General features: G+C 55.5%; 15 protein-coding genes and 1 tRNA gene. 2 read left to right on the plus strand and 14 right to left on the minus strand.

What is annotated here, in order from left to right; translation table 11 throughout:
* Positions 1-57: 57 nt before the first annotated feature.
* From RAC65_RS04320 to RAC65_RS04380, 13 genes are all read right to left on the minus strand, one after another.
* Positions 58-1,722, minus strand: coding sequence for an ABC transporter ATP-binding protein (locus RAC65_RS04320; RefSeq protein WP_110268287.1), 1,665 nt, complete (start codon positions 1,720-1,722; stop codon positions 58-60).
* A complete protein-coding gene (locus RAC65_RS04325; protein WP_006119653.1) occupies positions 1,719-2,567 on the minus strand; it encodes an ABC transporter permease in 849 nt (282 codons plus the stop codon). Before RAC65_RS04325 ends, RAC65_RS04320 begins: the two co-directional genes overlap by 4 nt.
* Positions 2,567-3,520 carry an ABC transporter permease gene (locus RAC65_RS04330; RefSeq protein WP_039338049.1) on the minus strand — a complete coding sequence of 318 codons (954 nt, stop codon included), beginning with the start codon at positions 3,518-3,520 and terminating at the stop codon, positions 2,567-2,569. Before RAC65_RS04330 ends, RAC65_RS04325 begins: the two co-directional genes overlap by 1 nt.
* 27 nt (positions 3,521-3,547) lie before the next feature.
* Positions 3,548-5,155 (minus strand): ABC transporter substrate-binding protein, encoded by a 1,608-nt coding sequence (locus RAC65_RS04335; RefSeq protein ID WP_039338050.1) that lies wholly within the window; start codon positions 5,153-5,155, stop codon positions 3,548-3,550.
* Positions 5,156-5,306: 151 nt separating this feature from the next.
* Complete coding sequence (locus RAC65_RS04340; protein ID WP_006119656.1) at positions 5,307-6,584, minus strand: FAD-binding oxidoreductase; 1,278 nt, start codon at positions 6,582-6,584, stop codon at positions 5,307-5,309.
* Positions 6,585-6,594: 10 nt separating this feature from the next.
* Positions 6,595-7,263: a haloacid dehalogenase type II gene (locus tag RAC65_RS04345; RefSeq protein ID WP_039338052.1), complete on the minus strand. Its 669-nt coding sequence runs from the start codon at positions 7,261-7,263 to the stop codon at positions 6,595-6,597.
* Between the two features lie 32 nt (positions 7,264-7,295).
* Positions 7,296-8,765, minus strand: a complete 1,470-nt coding sequence (locus tag RAC65_RS04350; protein ID WP_205956555.1) for an aldehyde dehydrogenase — start codon at positions 8,763-8,765, stop codon at positions 7,296-7,298.
* A gap of 353 nt (positions 8,766-9,118) precedes the next feature.
* Positions 9,119-10,576 (minus strand): NAD-dependent succinate-semialdehyde dehydrogenase, encoded by a 1,458-nt coding sequence (locus RAC65_RS04355; RefSeq protein WP_110268284.1) that lies wholly within the window; start codon positions 10,574-10,576, stop codon positions 9,119-9,121.
* A gap of 137 nt (positions 10,577-10,713) precedes the next feature.
* The gene (gene cbl, locus RAC65_RS04360; RefSeq protein WP_375096397.1) at positions 10,714-11,673 is read right to left on the minus strand and encodes an HTH-type transcriptional regulator Cbl; all 960 of its coding nucleotides are present in this window, start codon (positions 11,671-11,673) and stop codon (positions 10,714-10,716) included.
* Positions 11,674-11,876: 203 nt separating this feature from the next.
* Positions 11,877-12,794, minus strand: a complete 918-nt coding sequence (nac, locus tag RAC65_RS04365; RefSeq protein WP_006119661.1) for a nitrogen assimilation transcriptional regulator NAC — start codon at positions 12,792-12,794, stop codon at positions 11,877-11,879.
* A 603-nt stretch (positions 12,795-13,397) separates the two neighbouring features.
* Positions 13,398-14,423, minus strand: coding sequence for an ABC transporter permease (locus tag RAC65_RS04370; protein WP_369974382.1), 1,026 nt, complete (start codon positions 14,421-14,423; stop codon positions 13,398-13,400).
* A 23-nt stretch (positions 14,424-14,446) separates the two neighbouring features.
* Positions 14,447-15,931 carry a sugar ABC transporter ATP-binding protein gene (locus RAC65_RS04375; protein ID WP_033740365.1) on the minus strand — a complete coding sequence of 495 codons (1,485 nt, stop codon included), beginning with the start codon at positions 15,929-15,931 and terminating at the stop codon, positions 14,447-14,449.
* A 31-nt stretch (positions 15,932-15,962) separates the two neighbouring features.
* A complete protein-coding gene (locus RAC65_RS04380) occupies positions 15,963-16,886 on the minus strand; it encodes a sugar ABC transporter substrate-binding protein (RefSeq protein WP_033740368.1) in 924 nt (307 codons plus the stop codon).
* 503 nt (positions 16,887-17,389) lie between these two features.
* On the opposite strand from RAC65_RS04380, the gene RAC65_RS04385 reads away from it, so the two are divergent.
* A tRNA-Asn gene (locus tag RAC65_RS04385) sits at positions 17,390-17,465 on the plus strand.
* A gap of 290 nt (positions 17,466-17,755) precedes the next feature.
* Here the strand turns inward: RAC65_RS04385 and RAC65_RS04390 are convergent.
* On the minus strand, positions 17,756-18,883 hold the full coding sequence (locus tag RAC65_RS04390) for a hybrid-cluster NAD(P)-dependent oxidoreductase (protein WP_152998353.1): 1,128 nt from the start codon (positions 18,881-18,883) through the stop codon (positions 17,756-17,758).
* Between the two features lie 361 nt (positions 18,884-19,244).
* Between RAC65_RS04390 and RAC65_RS04395 the strand changes: the two genes are divergently transcribed.
* Positions 19,245-20,510, plus strand: a complete 1,266-nt coding sequence (locus RAC65_RS04395) for an aromatic ring-hydroxylating dioxygenase subunit alpha (protein ID WP_054633523.1) — start codon at positions 19,245-19,247, stop codon at positions 20,508-20,510.
* Positions 20,511-20,541: the final 31 nt, after the last annotated feature.

Below are 20,541 nucleotides of genomic sequence, written 5' to 3' on the forward strand. Positions count from 1 at the left end.
GGCAACATGGCAATGGCGTGCTGCCCTGCCCCGGAATGGGGGGCGCTTGTTTACCGGTTATTCGGCTTTCAGGATCTCTTCGTGCTCGTCGAGCCAGCCCTGACGGAGTTCAGGCACGGCACGTTTCAGGCGTTCAAAATAGAGCTCGCGGGTCGGCTGCTCGTAATTTTCCCGCGCCAGTTGGGTGACGATAGCGCCATTGCGCATGACGACGATCTCATCGCACACCGCTCTGACGGCGTGCATATCGTGGCTGATAAAGATGACAGACAGCCCCAGTTCACGGCGCAGCTCACTGATCAGATCCAGTACCGCCGAGGCGACCACGGTATCGAGCGCCGAGGTTACCTCATCGCACAGAATGACATCCGGCTCTGCCGCCAGCGCGCGCGCCAGGTTCACGCGCTGCTTTTGTCCACCGGACAGCGACCAGGGACGGCGCGAGAGCACGGTACGTGGCAGCCTGACCAAATCCAGCAGTTGATACAGCCGGTTCTGCCGGGCGATGCCGCTCAGCCCATGAAACAGCGTCAGCGGGCGTGACAGAATTTGTTCCACACTGTGTGCAGGATTGAGCGCCGTATCCGCCATCTGGAAAACATACTGAATACGACGCAGTTCGTTATCCGTGCGCTTTTGCATCTGACCAGCCACCATGTGACCGTTAAACAGGATTTGCCCCTGACAGGCCGGGTTCAGGCCGGCGATAGCATGAGCCAGCGTGGTTTTGCCCGAGCCGGACTCACCGATAATGCCGATAGCCTGGCCTTTCCAGAGCGTAAGATTGATGTTTTCCAGAATGCGCACTTTGGGCAAACCATCACTGCCTTTGGGTCCGTAACCCGCAGACAGGTCGCGTACTTCCAGCAGCGGCAGCTCATTCGCCTTTGCCGGGCACCAGTTGCTGGGGCGTTCTTTCTGTTGCGCCGCCGCCATCAGCAGGCGCGTATAGTCCGACTGCGGTGCGCCTATCAGATGGGCCGTGGTGCCGTATTCGGCAATTTTTCCCTGCAGCAAAACCAGAATACGATCGGCCATTTGTGCAACGACGGCCAGATCGTGGCTGACATAAATCGCCGTCACGCCACGCTGTTTGACTACGCGGCGGAAGGCTTTGAGCACTTCGACCTGCGTGGTGACATCCAGCGCGGTAGTAGGCTCATCAAGAATCACCACCTCCGGATCGCTAATCAGCGCCATTGCCGTCATTAAGCGCTGGAGCTGTCCGCCTGAAACCTGATGCGGAAAGCGATCGCCAATGGTGTCCGGATTCGGCAGCGCCAGCTCCCGAAACAGGCCCAGCGCTTTGGCTTTTGCCGCCTTGCGCGTCATCGTGCCGTGAATCACCACTGGCTCGATCACCTGGTCGATAATTTTCATGCCGGGGTTAAACGAGGCCGCCGCACTTTGCGCAATATAGGCGACCTTATTTCCGCGGAAAAAGCGAAGCTCGGCAGGCGTCAGTGCCATGACGTTGGTGCCCGCGACGTGGATATTTCCCTCGGCGATCTTACAACCGTGGCGGGCATAGCCCATCAGCGCCATTGCGATGGTGGTTTTCCCCGAGCCGGATTCACCAATCAGCGCCAGGACTTCCCCCTTCTGCACGGTGAAGCGAATATCAGAGACGATATCCAGCTCATCGCCATTGTCGTTGTGCGCCGTTACGCGCAGCTTATCCACCGAAATCACAGGCATCGCCGTATGTGGTGTCACGTTCATGCCCCCTCCTTTGCCAGCGTCAGCGGACGCATGCTTTGCAGACTGTCAATAAACAGGTTTACGGCGATAGTAAGACTGGCAATCGCCAGGGCGGGCATCAACACCGCCGGCGAACCGTCAAACAGCCCCTGAATATTTTCGCGGACTAAGGTGCCCCAGTCGGCATACGGCGGCTGGACGCCCAACCCCAGGAAGCTCAGGCCGCTCAGCAGCAGGACGATGTACACAAAGCGCAGACCAAAATCGGCCAGCACCGGATGAACCATGTTCGGCAGAATATCGTGGATGGCGATGTACCAGCGGCTTTCGCCCCGCAGCCGGGAGGCGCGGACGTAATCCATATTGCGCAAACTACTGGCCAGCGCAAACGCAATGCGGAAGGCGCCCGGCCAGTAGGTGAACACCGCCGTGATCAGCAGCATCGGCAGTGAAGAACCAAATACCGCCACAATCATCAGCGCCAGAATTTTACCCGGCAGCACCAGCATCGCGTCGTTAATGCGACCCAAGAGCTCTTCCAGCCAGCGTCCGGTGACCGCCGCGATTAAGGCCAGCATCGTCCCAATCAGGCTGGCCAGAATGGCCGCGCCGAGTGCCAGGCCCAGCGAGAATTTCGCGCCGTACATAATGCGCGTGAGCATATCCCGCCCCAGATAATCGGTGCCCAACAGGTTTTCGGGGGTGAATCCGCCCATCAGCGGCCCGGAACCAATATCGTCGAGGCTGTGCGGTGCCCACCAGGTGCCAAACAGCGCGATGACCAGCCAGAACAGGGTCACGATCAGGCCCAGGCGACCTGATAACGACAGTGACTGAAAAATGCGCCAGGGAAGCAGAAGTTTCATCAGCTCCTCCATTTCGGGTTAAAGGCGATAGTGACAATATCCGCAGCCAGCAGCAGCAACAGATAACAGCCGGCAAACAGCATGACGCAGAGCTGCACGACGGGCAGATCGCGGTTACTGACCGCATCCACCATCTGGCTGGCCAGACCGGGATAGCTGAAGATGGTTTCAATGATGATGACGCCACCAAACAGATAAGAAAGGCTGAGGGAAATCGCGTTCGCAATCGGGCCAACGGCGTTAGGTAAGGCATGACGCAACACGGCGCGCATCGGGGAAACGCCTTTCAGCAACGCCATTTCCAGATACGGGCTGTCGAGCTGGTTAATGATGGCCGCACGCGTCATGCGCGCCATCTGGGCGACCAGGCCGCAACATAGCGTGATGACCGGCAATGCGTAGGCTTTGATATAGCTGGCGAAATCCATGTTGGGACTGCCCAGTGACATAGCCGAGACCCAGTGCAGCTTCACGGCGAAGATCAGCACCGCTACGGTCGCCACCAGAAATTCCGGTACGGCTACCGTGGCCATAGTGCCAATCACCAGCGCGCGATCCAGCTTCGAGCCGCGGTTCATCGCGGCGGCAATACCGATAATCAGCGCAAGCGGCACGCAGATGGCGGTGGTGGTCGCCGCCAGTTCAAATGTGGCCGGAAGCCGCTGTGCCACCAGCTGTGCCACCGGCAGATGACTGGCAAATGAGGTGCCAAAATTCCCTGTCAGCATGCCGCCGAGCCAGGTGAAATAGCGCACCAGCAGCGGCTGATCTAAGCCCAGTTGCTGACGCAGGGCCGCCACGGTTTCGGGTGTGGCGTTTTGCCCCAGGATCATTTGCGCCGCATCGCCCGGCAGCAGGCTGGTGATAAAGAACACCACCGCTGAGACGATAAGCAAGGTCAGGATGCCGGCGCCAATGCGCCGGGCAATCAGGAACATCATGTATCGGTTCATCGGCGAACTCCTCTTACAGACGCGTGATCAGGCAGACAGCCAGGCAAACTCGTGGAAGCGATAGCCCATCAACATGCCTGACGGCCAGGCTTCCAGCCCTTTCAGCTTTTTGCTGTAACCATCCATCGAGCTGATAAAGGCAGGAATCAGCGTGCCGCAGTGGTCATAGATCAGGGTTTGCATATCGCCGTACATCTGCTTGCGTTTGGCTTTATCACGTTCGCCACGCGCCGCAATCACCAGCTGATCGAACTGTTCATTTTTCCAGCCGCATTCGTTATTCGGTGCGCTGGAGAGATAAAACTGTGAGAACAGCATATCCAGTGTTGGCCGCGGGTTGATGGAGCCGTAACCAATGGGATCTTTCATCCAGTGGGTCCCCCAGTAGCCTTCATACGGCACACGACGCACATTGACGTTCAGTCCGACATTGCGACCTACCTGCTGAATCAGTTGCGCGCCTTCGGTTGCGCCTTCCAGCGGCGGCGTCGTAACAATCTCAATGGTTTGCCCGCTCATGCCGGCTTTGTTGATATAAAACTTCGCTTTTTCCGGATCCAACGGACGGGGTTTGAGATCGGCGTTGTACAGCGGGTGCCACGGCGGCACCGGCGTGTCGTTGCTGACGTCGCCAAAGCCCTGCAACACGGTTTTCACCACGATCTCTCTGGGTTGCAGATATTTCATCGCCAGCACGAAATCGGGATTGCTGCCGGGTTTGATATCGGTGCGGATAATCAGGTTGGTGTACATGCCGCCCTTGGTTTCAAGCACCGCATGATCCGGTGTACGGCTGATGCGCATACTGTCCGAAGCTTTCAGCCCTGAAGCCACCTGAATATCGCCTGATAACAGGGCATTGACGCGGGCCGCCTGATCGGTCACGCCGAGCAGTTCCACCTGGTCCAGATGCGGCAGCCCCGGTTTAAAATAGTTGGGATTTTTCGTGCCAAGCGTACTGACGCCAGGCGTAAAGCTTTTGCAGACAAACGGCCCTGTGCCGATACCTTTGCTGAAATCTTTGGTGCCGTCCTGCACGATCAGGAAGGGCGACGTTGCGAGCATGTAAGGAACGTCAAAGTTAGGTGCCACCAGAATAAGCTGCACTTCATTGTCGTTGACGGCGTTGATGGTTTTGAACTGCTCAGCCAGCTTGAAAGCGCTGGACGCGACGGCTGGATCTTTATGGCGGCTCAGTGAATAAACCACGTCTTTGGACGTAAACGGCTTACCATCATGGAAGGTCACGCCTTTACGCAGCTTAATGCTCCAGGTGACGCCATCGTCAGAGTCGATGGATTCCGCCAGCGCAGGTTTCACCGTCAGGGTTTTATCCACCTCTGTCAGTCCGCTGTAGAACATAAACTGGCGCGTAAAGTCGGCGCTGTTATTGCCTTTCGCCGGGTCCAGCGTGTCAGTCGCCGACGCATTGGACATGCCCACACGGATTTTGCCGCCCTGAGTCGGTTTCTCCTCTGCCAGCGCCATGCCAGGGAAGCCGATCAGCCCGGTGCTCATCGCGGCCCCGGCTGAAAGCAATTTCATCAGACTGCGGCGGGACAGCGTACCTTCAGTGATCATCCGCGTCAGAGCAGGATTGGTTACGTCAGATTCTTTATTATCAATTTTACTCATCTGTACACCCTCATTACATTTTCAAGCGAACGGTGAAATTCCCTGCGTTAATCAGACGGCACATGCTGTGTGGCGCGCACCGCGAAGGCGATGATCCGGTCATGATGTTTCGACCCGACAATGCCCCGGCGGCCTGAAAAACAATGTGAAGTTATGAAAGGCGATCCTTTGCTTTGTAGTAGAGCCCGGCGAGAGGCAGGAACCACGGTTTTCCGTGATAACCCGGCAGTGCAGGCCATGTCTCGCGCTGCCAGGGGTTATCGCGGGATTTCTCACTCAACAGATCGGCCATGACCCGGCCCATCCATACCGACATCTGCGTGCCATGCCCGCTGTAACCCAGCGAGTAAAACACACCGTCCTGTTCGCCTGCGTGCGGCAGGCGATCGGCGCTCATATCCACCATGCCGCCCCAGCAGTAGTCGATCTGCGTATGGCGCAGTCTGGGGAACATACTGGCCATGGCGGCGTGCAGGATGTCCCCGCTGCGGGAGTCTGACGTTGGGTTACTGATGGCGAAGCGTGCCCGGCCACCGAACACCAGACGGCTGTCCGCGGTGGTCCGGAAGTAGTTGCCGATGTTCATGGAGGTCACATAGTTACGTTTATGCGGCAGCAAGCCGGTAAGAAGCGCCGTATCCAGCGGCTCGGTCACCACGATAAAGCTGCCTACCGGCACAATACGGCGCTGGAACCACGGGAACGGACCGTCACTCGAACAGCCCGTCGCCATCAGCACTTTATCGGCCAGAATGTCACCTTTGCTGGTCACCACCCGATGGCGGTAGCCGTCAAGCCGTTCCAGCTTCGTAACGTGATGGTGCGTATAAATTTTTGCCCCACTGCGGGCCGCGACTTCGGCCAGGCCGACGCCAAATTTGCCCATGTGCATCTGGCCGCCGTGATGCTGTAGCAGGCCGCCATGGAAATCGCCGCCGTCGATCTCCTGCGCAATCTCTGACTGACTGAGCAGCTCCACTTCCGGATCCACCGTACGGCGCATCAGTTCCCAGGCCTCACGCAGGCCGGAGAAGTGCGACGCCTTACTGGCCAGTTTGAGCTTGCCGCACAGACGAAAGTCACAGTCAATCTGCTCGTCTTTAATCAACTGTCCGACATAGGTCACGGCATCATCGAATGCCTTATAGAACCGACTGGCCTGCTCAAGCCCCTGGCTGGCCACCAGTGAAGCAAAGTTTTGCGCCACGCCGGTGTTGCAGTGACCGCCATTACGGGCGGAGGCCTGACTCATTACCTCCCCGCTGTCCAGCACCACCACATTGATCCCACTGCGCGCCAGCGATAAGGCCGCCGAAACACCGGTAAAGCCCGCCCCGATCACCACCACATCCGCGTGGGCGGGTAACGGACCGCTGGCGGCCGCGCGAAACGCCGGTGCGGTCGCCTGCCAGTACGATTCCAGTTTCATGACGCTGTCCTCACAGACCCACGACGCCGGGCAGGCCGCCAATGTCTTTGATTTCGGTGTATTGGTAATAGGGGTTAGCCGGTTCGTGGCCACGGTTGACCCAGACCTTGTGTTTGATGCCAAGATCGTGCGCCGTCATCAGGTCATAGCGGAAACTGGAGGAGACATGCAGAATTTCATCCGGACGGCAGTCCAGTTTCTCCAGCATGTATTCAAAGCCTTTCATCTGCGGTTTATACGCGCCCGCTTCTTCTGCGGTAATCGTCATGTGGATGGGCGCACCCAGACGAGGAATATGGTGCGGAATCAGATCCTTCATTGAATTGGTCAGCAGCACCAACGGGAAGGCTTCCGCCACTTTAGCTAACCCGGCAGGTACATCCGGATGCGGTCCCCAGGTGGCGCAGTCGGTGTAAATGTAATCGCTGTCTGCCTGCGTCCATGTCACGCCCCACTTTTTACAGGTGCGCTGAATCGCATTGCTGACCACATCGTAATAGGGTTTCCACGCGCCCAGCACTTCGTCCAGGCGGTAGCTGGAAAAGTCGGTCACAAAGGCCGCCATGTCTTTCGCGTCGACGCGATCGTGAAAACAGCGTTTTGCCGCACCGGCCATATCAAAAAAGATCAGCGTGCCATAGCAATCAAACGTGATGAATTTGGGTTTAAACAGTGCCATTACATTAACCTCGTTATTGTCTGGTTAGGTGCTTAAAAATCGATAAGGACGCTTTTCTGGCGCTGGCAGGCCTGGAACGCCTGACGACCCAAATCTTTGCCGATGCCGGATCCCATGAACCCTCCGGTAGGAATAATGAAATCGCCGGACCGCCCGTAGCGGTTGACCCATACCGTGCCGGAAGCGATTCCCCGTATCGCACGCATCGCACGTGGCAGGCTCAGCGTGTGCACCCCGGCGCACAGGCCATAGGTCTCATGTGCCGCCAGCCCCAGCCCTTCGTCTTCGCTGTCGAACGTCTGAATTGTCAGCACAGGCCCGAAGATTTCCTGCTGCACTGCCGGATTATCCTGTTTAACCTGCGTCAGCAGCGTGGGTTGCCAGAACCAGCCCTCATCGGTATCCGCGAAGCGGTCACCGCCCACCAGCACGTCTGCGCCCTGGGCTTTCGCCGCCTCAATCACGGACTGCACTTTGTTGCCCTGACGCGCATCAATCAGCGGGGCATAGCGGCTGGTTTCCTGCCAGGTCACGCCAGGCCGGACCTCACGACACAGCGCCGCCAGCCGTTCCGTCAGCGCATCGGCAATACCGCGCTGCACAATCAGGCGCGTCCCGGCAACGCAGGCCTGGCCGCCGTTGGCGGTAAAGCCACGCAGAATGCGTTGTGCCAGCACCTCAATCTCGCCCGCATCATCAAACACCAGTTGGGGGCTTTTGCCGCCTAACTCCAGCGTGACGGGCTTCATGCCAAACTGGGCCGCATCACTCATAATGCGCGCGCCTGTGACAGTGGAGCCGGTAAAGGAGACTTTGCGCACCAGGGGATGCCTGACCAGGGCGCTGCCGGTCACCGCACCGCTGCCCTGCACAATATTCAGAATGCCCGCCGGTAACCCGGCCTGCACCGCCAGCTCGGCCATACGCACGGTGGACAGCGGCGTCAGCTCTGAGGGTTTTAGCACTACCGCATTGCCTGCGGCCAGCGCAGGTCCGCATTTCCATGAAGCCATGGACAGCGGGAAGTTCCACGGCGTGATCGCCCCGATAACGCCATAGGGCTCCGCAATCAACATGCCCAGGCTACTGTCGCGTGTCGGAAACAGATCGCCGCTGTATTTGTCGGCGCACTCGGCATAGAAGCGAATGGCTTCGGCAGTAAAGGGAATTTCATGTTGCACGACATCGGTAATCGGACGGGTTGAGCCAAGGGCTTCAAGCTGCGCCAGCAGGGGATCCTGTTCGATTAAGTCTGCCCAGCGGCGCAATACCCGACCACGTTCACGCGGTGCACATCCTGACCAGCCGCTGGTTTTCAATGCCTGATGTGCCGTCATGACGGCATGGTCAACATCCTCTGCCTGGGCTTCGCGCAGCGTGGCAAACACCTTGCCATCAGACGGGCGTTTAACGGCAAAAGCGTCGCCCTGTGTCTGTACATGTTTTCCGCCAATATAGTGACCAGGCGGGAGTTGCACGCTTTCCGGGTCGAAACTCAACATGAAAGAATCCTTATTTGTTACACCCATCACATGCTGGATGAATTAATTTCTGGCAATGCTTTTCGGCACGCTTTATTAGGTAATGCAGAAAGTATGCCAGCCGTTAAAAAAATAAAAATGCGTTTAAAACCGCCCAAAAAAATTTTTGTGCCGTATTCGTGAAGGATTTATTGCGGAATTGCCGAAGGGTTAAACAGATGATTTAGTTCACAAAAAAGCCGCATTGCTTTGGTGCAATGCGCATGAAACTTGCACTAAAAAGGAGAATACCGATAAAACGTCGATCTGGCGCACAAAAAAAACGCCAGCATAACGTTCATGCTGGCGAGGAATATCAGAAATTAAAAGTTAAATTACAGGCTGCCCATGTGAAATGTTTTTTGCTCCAGATATTCGTCAATGCCATATCGTGACCCTTCGCGACCTATGCCGGATAATTTCACGCCGCCAAACGGCGCGACTTCCAGCGAAATGACGCCGGTATTAAAACCGACCATGCCAAACTCCAGCGCTTCCGCCACGCGCCAGGCTCGACGAATATTTTCAGTAAAGAAGTAAGCGCCGAGACCAAAGGGTGTGTCATTTGCCATCGCCAGCGCCTGTTCTTCATCATCAAAGATAAACAGCGGAGCCACCGGTCCAAAGGTTTCTTCCTGCGCGATGCGCATCTCACTCGTGACCTGTCCCAGCACGGTGGGCTGCACCCACGTACCGGGTCCGTCGCTGATGCCACCGGTCAACAGCGTTGCGCCTTTTTGCAGCGCATCATCAATGTGCCCGTTGACCTTCTCCACCGCGGAGGTATTGATCAACGGCCCGATAGTGCTGCCAGGGGCAAAACCATCCCCGACCTTCAGGGTCGCCACCGCGTCCAGCAGTCGGGCGGCAAAGCGTTCATAGATGTTACGCTGCACCAGAATACGGTTGGCACACACACAGGTTTGTCCCGCATTACGGAATTTGCTGGTCATCACGCCTGCGACGGCAATCTCGATATCCGCGTCGTCAAAGACAATAAGCGGCGCGTTGCCGCCCAGCTCCAGACTCAGGCGTTTAATGCTGTCAGCGCACTGCTTCATCAGCAGCTGGCCCACGCGCGTTGAGCCGGTGAACGAGATTTTACGCACCAGACGGCTTTCGGTCAGCGCGGCGCCGATGTCTGTCGGCATGCCGGTGAGCACCTGTAAAACGCCTGCCGGGAAACCCGCGCGCTCGGCCAGCACGGCCAGTGCCAGTGCAGACAGCGGCGTCAGGTCAGACGGTTTAACGATAATCGGGCAGCCTGCCGCCAGTGCCGGTGCGACTTTGCGGGTAATCATTGCGATGGGGAAATTCCAGGGCGTAATCGCTGCCGCGACGCCAACCGGTTGTTTCAGGACAATAATACGCCGGTCGGTCGTTGGGGCGGGAATGGTGTCGCCATAAATCCGACGCGCTTCTTCCGCAAACCATTTCACAAAACTGGCACCGTAGAGCACTTCACCGCGCGCCTCCGCCAGCGGCTTACCCTGTTCGGCCGTCATGATGATGGCCAGATCGTCAGCGTTATCAAGAATAAGCTGATGCCATTTTTCCAACAGCGCCGCACGGGTGGCATTGGGGGTTGCCGCCCATGCATGGCGGACCGATTCGGCACAGGCAATCGCCGCCTCCGTTTCCTGGCGACCTAACGCCGGTACGCTAGCCAGCGTTTCGCCCGTAGCCGGATCGTTAACGGCGAGCGTTGCGCCCTGATAACCGTGTTGCCATTCACCGGCAAACAGCGCCTGCTGGCGCAGTAGTGTGTGATCTTTCAGTTGTATACGTGACATCGCATCCCCCTTTTTCAGTTCTCTTCACTTTATCGGTTGGGGGAAGCGCAGGATGTTGTTATTGGCAGCCAGAAAGCGTTCGCTATGGCGAATGACGGCCGAAAAAAAATTTTATGCCGTCAGGGCGCAACGCGGAGTCAGATTTGAAAGTCGATTACGGGCTCATCATCGCCTGCCGTAGAGAGCGCCTGCGCTTTAATTTCTTCAAGCGACAGATTCGCGTTGCACAGCTCAAGGAACTGCCAGACGTAATTGCGCTGCAGTTGTCCCCGTTTCAGGCCCAGCCAGACGGTGTTGGCGTCGAACAGGTGAGTGGCATCCAGCCGGACCAGCTCTCCGCCCGGCTCCTTTTCACAGGCCTGATCGGCCAGAATACCGACGCCCAGCCCGAGTTTGACATAAGTGCGCACCACATCGGAATCCTGGGCGCTGAGCACGATATCCGGTTTTAAGCCGGCGCGCTGAAACGCGCTGTCCACCCGGGAGCGGCCGGTAATGCCCTGCCGGTAGGTAATTAACGGATGCTGACTGAGGGCATTCAGTGAGACCGGCTGCTGTTGTGCCAGTTCATGATCGCGCGGGACCAGCAGTGCATGATGCCAGCTGAACCAGGGAAACGCGGCCAGGCTGTTATTATTGGCCAGCATTTCACTGGCAATCCCGACATCCACCTCTCCGGCCAGTAGCATATTCACAATTTCCTGCGGCGATCCCTGATTAAGTTCAAGCCGGACATTAGGATAAAACTGGCGAAAGGACTTGATGACCGGCGGCAGGCTGTACCGGGCCTGCGTGTGTGTGGTGGCGATAGAGAGAATGCCGCTGGATTCGTTCGTGAAGACATCGGCCAGGCGACGCACTTTACCGGCTTCATCGAGAATGCGTTCGGCGATGGTAAGCAGCGCCTTGCCCGGCTCCGTCATACCAAGCAGGCGCTTGCCCCGGCGGACAAAAATTTCGACGCCAAGCTCATCCTCCAGATCGCGAATATGACGGCTGACGCCTGATTGCGAGGTAAACAGCGTGCTGGCGACCTCCGTGAGGTTGAACTCCCGCCGCGCGGCTTCGCGAATAATTTTAAGTTGCTGGAAATTCAAAATATTTACCTCTCTTTACGCAATCTGATCATTCGATAATAAAAACGCTTATCGATAACCTGAAATAATAAAAAAGATTTATTTATGCGTTTGAAGCATATAGAAGGCGGCAGGACGCACAGAGAGGACAGCCTGGAAGAGGAGAAAAGGCAGCGGCGCGGTTTTACGCGCCCTGCTTGAGAGGGATAAACAGAACGTTGTGTTTAGCTGACCAGCGTGAGTTCGCGTTTTTCAGTCAGTGGCTTGTTGAGCAGCGACAGCAGAATATTTTTAACGGCCTGTGCGGGTGGCGATAATGGCAAGCGGTGCGAAAGATTCAGTGACAGCGGCAGGCTGATGGTCGGGCTGGTGATCCGCGCCATCCAGGCCTGGGTTGAACCAACCAGCGCTCTGGCCGCCGATTCAGGCAACACGGTCACGCCCATCCCGCTGGATATTGCGGCGGTGAGCGTCGAAAGCGATTCGATCTCGCCAATAATGCGCGCGCTCAGGCGGCGCAGTGAGAAAGCCTCATCAACCCGCTGGCGCACGGCGCTGTAATCACGCGGCAGAAACAGGCTCATCTGGGCTACCTCGGCCAGATCGACGTTGGCGCCAGGGCAGGCGGTTGCGCCGACCAGATAGAGATCTTCTTTCAGCAGGGGCACGCTGTTGATGCCCGCCGTGGGGGCGCGGTCATACAGCACCGCCATATCCAGTTGCCCGCTGATGATGTTGTCATTCAACGCACTGCTGCTGTTTTCATGCAGGTAAATCATGATATCCGGGTACTGTTCCCGTACGGTTTGCAGAAGCGGCATAGTTAACGCGGATGCCGCCGTGCCCGGTGCCAGCCCGATTGACACCTGCCCCTCCACCACCTGACCGGCATTCATCACCGCAGACTGGGCCAGCTCACACTGCCGCAGAATGACGCGTGCATGGCTGTAAAGCAGTTTACCGGCTTCGGTCGGTGTGACGCCGCGTTTGGTCCGGTTCAGAAGCTGCTGTTCCAGCTCGCCTTCCAGCGTAGCAACCTGCTGGCTCAATGCAGGCTGAGCAATATGCAGCACTTCTGCTGCCTGTGTCAGGCTACCGATATCGACGATTTTCACAAAGTATTTCAGCCGTCTTAAGTTCATCTTGCCTCCGTCGCTACGTCAAGGTGTCTGGCTGGTCGCTACTCACCAGCCTGCATAAGAGGGAATTGCAAGATGCAGACCAGGTTTATTCAGTTTGCAAAATATCTTTGAAAATTTTTCTAACAGTCGGATAAAAAAGCGTTTCCTGTTACCTCTAAAGAGGTAATCCCCGACGACTGCCAGACCTGCTTTTCCCATTCATGTCGTCCTGCACCGCAATAGTGCGCAACATGACAGACCAGCGTGCAGGGATGGTTAACAGGCAATCTTCATCGAGGATGAGGCTTGACGACCGGGAAATCCCCCCACCTCTCCGGGGCAGGGTTTATCCGTAAAAGGCGGGAAACGTAACAGGTTTAGCAGACCGCCGGGGCGGCGTTATTGCGGCCCGGCAGACGTGCAAAGGCGCATTAGTTAAAAGAAATAACCGAAACGTTTACTACCCTGTTTTTTCTTTTAACAGGATCGCGAAACGGGACGACGCAAACGCATTTGTGATGTAGCAAGGCGGCGGTGGCGCTTAGTCCCGGGCGCAGGGTGAACGATGTGACTGGGATAAGCGCCTGCCGCCAGCGCCGCTACAGCGCCAAGGCGGCAGCGTATTCAGCGTTTGGCACGGTTGCGTCGCATATCGATGGTCACTGCGGCGACGATGATGATGCCTTTGATGATATCCTGGATATACGCATCTACCCCGACAAACGTAAAGCCGCTTTTAATCAGTCCCAGTATCACCGCGCCTATCAGCGTGCCGGTAATGCGCCCTACGCCGCCCATCAGGCTGCTGCCGCCGATAACCGCCGCGGCAATCGCATCCAGCTCATAGCCCACGCCCATGCTCGACTGGCCGCTACTGACGCGCGCTGCCAGTACCACGCCCGCCAGGCCGGACAACGCGCCTGCGATGGTATAGACAATAATCAGGTATTTATTGACGTTGATACCGGACACTTTGGCCGAGGTCATATTACCGCCGATGGCGTACACGTATTTGCCGTAGCGGGTATGTTTCAGTGCGATGTGGAACACCAGCGCAACCACCAGGAAGATAATGACCGGCATTGCGCCCTGGCCAATCGAGGTGAACCCGTCAGAGAGAAAACTGATAGGGTTACCCTGGGTGTAATACTGTGCCAGTCCACGGGCCGACACCATCATGCCCAGCGTGGCAATAAACGGGGGAATACCGGTACGGGTAATTAATACGCCGTTAATCAGACCGCACAATAACCCTACCCCAATGCCGGCCCCAATCGGCACCACCGCGGGCATGTTCACCAGTGACGGAAACATCGGGGTCAGCGTATCTGAAGTTTGCGCCAGACTGGCGGCTACCACGGCAGTGAGCGCGATAACCGACCCGGAGGACAGATCGATACCGGTGGTAATAATGACCTGGGTCACGCCCACAGCAATGATGCCGATAATGGCAACCTGCAGGACGATAAGAATCAGACGATTGGTGTTCATCAAAAAGGACTGATCGCGCACATACCAGCCAAACATTTCGAAAATTAACGCAATGCCGACCATCACGACAAAAATGCCGGTATCTTTTGGCAGTTTCTGACGTAAATGCGCAAAAAAAGAGGGTTGATGCTGAGGAGCCTGCGTGGCCGTTGCTTTCATATTACTCATCGTGGTTTCGCGCCTCATTCGGATGCTAACGACAAAATAGTTTCCTGATCGGCCTCGTCTTTATCGAGGATGCCGGTAATGCGCCCACCATGCATCACCATGATACGGTCACTCATGCCCAGAATTTCCGGCAGCTCTGACGACACCATAATGATGGCAACTCCACGGTTGGCCAGTTCACTGATCAAACGGTAAATCTCTGCTTTCGCCCCGACGTCAATTCCACGGGTCGGCTCATCAAGAATCAGGATTTTGGGTTGAGCCAGCAGCCAGCGGGCAATCAACACTTTCTGCTGATTCCCTCCGCTCAGGTTATTAATGATTTGGTCCATGGTGGGGGTTTTGATATTCAGACGGCGGATCTGATCCATGCAGTCCTGAGCCATTTTCACATGACTGACAAAACCGCCTTTACCGCTGTATTCAGGCATGTTGACGATGCTCATGTTCTCTAACACCGACAACACCAAAAACAACCCGGACTTCTTGCGATCTTCTGTCAGAAACGCCATTCCTTTTTCGATGGCGACCGACGGCGAATCAATAGCGACAGGCACACCATCAATCAGGATTTCGCCGCTGTCGAAAGGCACCATGCCAAACAGGCTTTCCATCACTTCACTGCGTCCGGCACCAACCAGACCCGCCACACCGAGAATTTCCCCACGGCGCACGCCAAAGCTGACGTCGGAAAAGCGGTCCTGACAACTCAGATGACGAACGGTGAGCACCTCTTCCCCAATCGCATTATTGAATTTCGGGAACAGCTGCGTCAGCTCACGTCCGACCATTTTGGTAATCAGCGACTGACGCGTGAATGCGCTGGTACTGTCGCTACCCACCCAGCTGCCATCGCGGAACACGCTGATTTCATCCGTAATGGCGAAGATCTCATCCATTTTGTGACTGATATAAACGATGGCTTTGCCCTGCTCGCGCAGATCACGAATGATGGTAAACAGATGGGCGACCTCGGTTTCCGTCAGGGCGGAGGTAGGCTCGTCCATGATCACAATGTCCGAGTTCCAGGACACCGCTTTGGCGATCTCCACCATCTGCTGTGACGCAATACTGAGTTCGCCCACCAGCCGATCGGCTTTCAGTCTGATGTTCAGGCGGCTTAACAACTGCTGGGTTTCTTCATTCAGTCGGGCGTGATCGACAAAACCAAACTTCACCGGCTCCCGTCCCAGCCAGATATTCTCTGCGACGGTCATATGCGGCACCAGGTTGAGTTCCTGATGAATCATGGAAATACCGGAACGTAACGCATCCATGGTGTCCCTGAACTGCACTGGCTCCCCTTTAATTTTAATGGAGCCCTGATCGGGACGGTACATCCCGATCAGGCATTTCATTAAAGTGGATTTGCCCGCGCCATTTTCACCCATCAACGCATGTACCGTTCCCGGACGCACACGTAACGACACATTATCCAGTGCCTTCACGCCCGGAAAGAACTTGCTGATGCCTTCGGCTTCAAGCGCAAACGCGGTCATACATCACCTCCGTTCCACAGGTTCAGGACGTTTATTTTTGGTTCATGCTGGTGTATTTGGTGTAGTTGTCTTTGGTGATCAGCTGGAACGGGATATCGACGATCTTTTGCACTTTCTCACCTTTGACGAGCTTAACCGCCGTTTGAACGGCACCTTCACCCTGTCCTTTTGCGTCCTGGAACACGCTGGCGACCATTTTGCCGTTCTTAATCATCTGCAGCGCATCGGGGGTACCATCGACACCGGCGACCAGAATATGTTTATCGTTTTTACCCAGCGCCTGAATGGCACCGATGGCCATTTCGTCGTTGTTTGACGCGATAGCGTTGATATCGTCTCCGGCGGTCATCCAGTTACTCACGACGTCCACCGCATCGTTACGGCTAAATTTCGCCGTTTGCTTTTGTACCACTTTAATATTCGGGTATTTCGCCACGACCGCTTCCACCCCTTTGGTGCGCTCGCGGGTGGATTCGTTCGCCAAATCACCCAGCAAAATAGCCACGTTACCTTTTCCGTTCATGGCTTTTGCCAGCGCTTCCATCTGCAGACGGCCCGCCAGTTCGGAGTCAGAACCCACAAACGCCATCTTGTCACCCAACTGCGCCTGGGGTTTGCGGTTGACGAACACTAGCGCCACACCCGCCTTAGATGCCTGATCGATAATCGGTTTCACCGCGTCGGTGTCCACCGGGTTAACAATAATGGCGTCGACGCCCTGACCAATAAAGTTTTGTACCTGCTGAAGTTGCTGCGCGACATCGCCTTTGGCATCTTCAATCTGGCCTTTTACGTCATCCTTTTTCATCTCATTTTGTATAGCGTTACGCACAATGGTCAGGAAGTTATCGTCAAACATCGCCATCGAAACCCCCACGGAAATATCTTTCGCCATCGCAGCGGCGGGCAACATGCAGGCTAACAGTGAAGCAACAATCGTTTTTTTGATGTTCATAGGGACCCTTCTTATTTGTTAACTTGCTAGCGACTGACCTGTTGAATGAAAAATATTTTTTACATTCATACCGCCTCGCTGGCGTTTTTAATGGAAAATTTGAGGTAAGACGACTACGTTGACGCTTTTCTGACACCCCCACCACTTTTCTTATCTTCATGATTTCCATAAACATGCACTACAGGCGACGCGGACACATCTCAGAACATTCCATTTTGTCGCCGTAAACAGTTTATTTATTCCATAAATTACTTTTTTGAAATTTTTATCATAAAAGCACTGAAACAAGTGTTTTGATATCGTCAAATAACAAAAATTTGACATGCGTCTAACATCTACCTGGAAATGGGTTTAAAGTGAGATCCTGTTAGCAGTTTGAAAAGCAAGCGAATGCGTCAGTTCTTCGCCAATGCGCTGCTTTTACACGCACTTGAACGTAAACCGTTAAAGAGTGCTTTGACATCCCGTACTGACGCCGCTACTATTCGCCCCGTTCCAACAATTCCTCTGTAGTTCAGTCGGTAGAACGGCGGACTGTTAATCCGTATGTCACTGGTTCGAGTCCAGTCAGAGGAGCCAGATTAAGAAAAGCCCGCTCAGGGAAACCTGAGCGGGCTTTTTGTTTGGTGCGCTTTTGTGAACGCTTGCAGGACATATGTCCCGTTCGACGGCCCTTACGCGGGAGTGAGGCGTCGATGCAGAGTGAGGACGGCCAGCAAGAAAGAAAATAAGCCCTGTCACTGACGCTGCGGCTGTCTATCCGCTGCGGTGAACGGCGCTTTACCCCTGTTCAGGCTGCATCACCGTTGCGCACTGCACAGCAAACGTGCTCGCGCTGAGGGTGCGCCAGACGGCGATGCGGATCGTCATTAAAATTCAACGATGATATTGTTCTTTGGAATGCTGCAGCACGACAGAATGTAGCCCTCTTCCACATCCTCATCGGTGATGCCGCCGTTGTGGTTCATCTCGACGTCGCCGTCCAGGCACTTCACCTTACAGGTGCCGCAGATACCCATGCCGCACGCTTTTGGAATATGCAGTCCCAGTTTGGCCGCGGCGGCGTGCACGGTTTCGCCGGGGGCGATTCTGACGCTCTTGTCGCTTTGGGTGAATGCCACGCTAAGCAGTTCTGAACTGCACAGCGCGTCGGCCATTTCAGCGGCCTCTTCGGCCTCCTGTTCGACCTGCTCCTGCACGACCTCTGGTGTGGCACCAAACGACTCTTCGTGATAGCGCGTCATGTCATAACCGACTTCCTGTAACAGCGTTTTAATCGCACGCATGTACGGTGTCGGGCCACAGCAGAAAATCTCGCGGTCCTTGAAATCCGCAGCAATCATCTGCAGCATCGCCAAATTGAGGAAACCGCTGAAGCCGGACCAGCACTGGCCAGATTCGTACCGCTCACAGATGATGCTCAGTCTGAAATTGGGGATGCGCGCCGTCATGTTTTCCAGATCGCGTCGGAAAATAATGTCTTCCGGCGTTCGTGCGCTGTGCACAAACACCATGTCCACATCCGCATTGGTATCAAAATACCAGCGCGCCATCGACATCATGGGCGTAATGCCCACGCCGCCAGAGAGGTACAGCACCTTGTTGCTGGGATAGTCGATGCAGTTGAACTGCCCTACCGGACCATGTACTGCCAGATTCATGCCCTCGTGCAGTGTGGCATGTAACCAGTTCGAGACCACGCCGCCCGGCACCTGTTTTACCGAAATGGAGAAGCTGTAAGGCACGGAGGGCGAACTGGAGATGGTATAGGAGCGGAAAACCGTTTCATTCTCGATCAGCAGTTCCAGCGTGACAAACTGCCCCGGTTTGAAAAAGAACATTACCGGCTGCTCTGCCATAAAGCAGAAGGTTTTCACGTCATGGGTTTCCTGTATCACCTTCACACAGCGCACCGCATGGCGGCCATTGGTCCAGGTTTGTGTTGTGACAGGCTCAAAAGCATTGGTATTCAGTACGGTGATATTTCGGTCTGACATACGTTTCATTCCCATCAGAAGTGGAGAGTTCAATTGCCTGTCTGACTGGCGACATCGCAACAGGCTTTTGAGCCGGTAAGCCTGATTTTCCGTTTAACCCTGTTTCAGCATTTAGTTATTCGCGACACGGAAATGCTTAAAAAAACCGTCCCGCTAAGAAATTTCGCGCGCACGTCTTTAACAGAGGGGATGGATGTCGCTGGCAGAACATTGGCGTGCGCGTAACCCGTGCAGCATGGACGTCACCCTTAGCCGTTACGCGTGTATCAACGTCTGGCCTGACGGAAAATTTGGGTGGTTGGCATCCTGTTACGCCTGGAAAGGCGCAAAACACTCTCCTTAACCGCGCGGGAAGATCACTATGAGCCATAACGATCTGCTGAATATCACCTGTACAAGCCTTGTCGATGCGAACGACCGCATACGCGATTTGCTCGAAAAGCGTCAGCCCAACTACTCGCTGCCGCAGGCGCTTTATAACGACCCGACTCTGTTTCGCATTGATATGGAGGCGATCTTTCAGAAAGAGTGGCTGTTTGCCGGAATGAGCAGTGAAATCCCGAAAAAAGGGGACTACTTCACCCTTGAGGTGGGTCAGAACCCGGTGTTGGTCTTGCGGGACGCGGAAGGTAACATTAACGCCTTTCATAATACCTGCCGTCATCGCGGCTCCCGACTCTGCTCAAAAGAGCGCGGCAAAGTAGCGAACCTGGTGTGTCCCTATCATCAGTGGACCTACGACCTGAAAGGCAATCTGTTATTTGCCGGCTCGGAAATGAATCAGGCATTTGATATGAAGCAGCACGGGCTGAAAAAGGCGCACTGCAAAACCGCCGGCGGCTTTATTTTTGTCTGTCTGGCTGATGCGCCGCCACAGTCTGACTTTGACGCCTTTCTGGCCACCCTGGACGAATACATGGCGCCCTATGACGTGGAAAACACCAAACTGGCGGCAGAATCGCACATGTACGAAAAAGCGAACTGGAAACTGGTGCTGGAGAATAATCGCGAGTGCTATCACTGCGCCGGAAGTCATCCTGAACTGCTGAACAGCCTGCTGGAGTGGGACGATACCAACGATCCGCGCGCGCCGCAGAGCTTCCACGATTACTACAATAAACAGGCCGCACGCTGGGACGAACAGGGAATTCCCCATCGCCACCAGAGCTTTGGCCTGCGTAACCGCATCGTGCGGATGCCGCTGAAAGAGGGCACGAAGGCGATGACCATAGATGGTCGCGAAGGCTGCACCAGACTCATGGGGCGCTTTTTGAGTCACGATCAGGGTTCCATGCGCATCCTGCACCTGCCGAACTCCTGGAACCACATGCAGAGCGATCACTTTATTGTGTTCCGCGTGTTGCCCCTCTCGGCGCAGGAAACGATGGTCACCACCAAATGGTTTGTGCATAAAGACGCGGTGGCGGGTGAAGATTTTGATCCCGAGAAACTGCGTGCCGTCTGGGATGCGACCAATGAGCAGGATCGCGTTCTGGGGGAAGAAAACCAGCGTGGGATTAACTCTGTCGGCTATCAACCGGGCCCTTATTCGGAAACCTATGAGTTCGGCGTGATTAACTTTATCGACTGGTACAGCGAAACCATCCTCAAAAACGTGAAAGGCTGATGATATTCCTGCCTGGCGAGGATCAAGCCAG

Source organism: Pantoea sp. BS_8 (assembly GCF_041954965.1).
Classification (GTDB): domain Bacteria; phylum Pseudomonadota; class Gammaproteobacteria; order Enterobacterales; family Enterobacteriaceae; genus Pantoea; species Pantoea stewartii.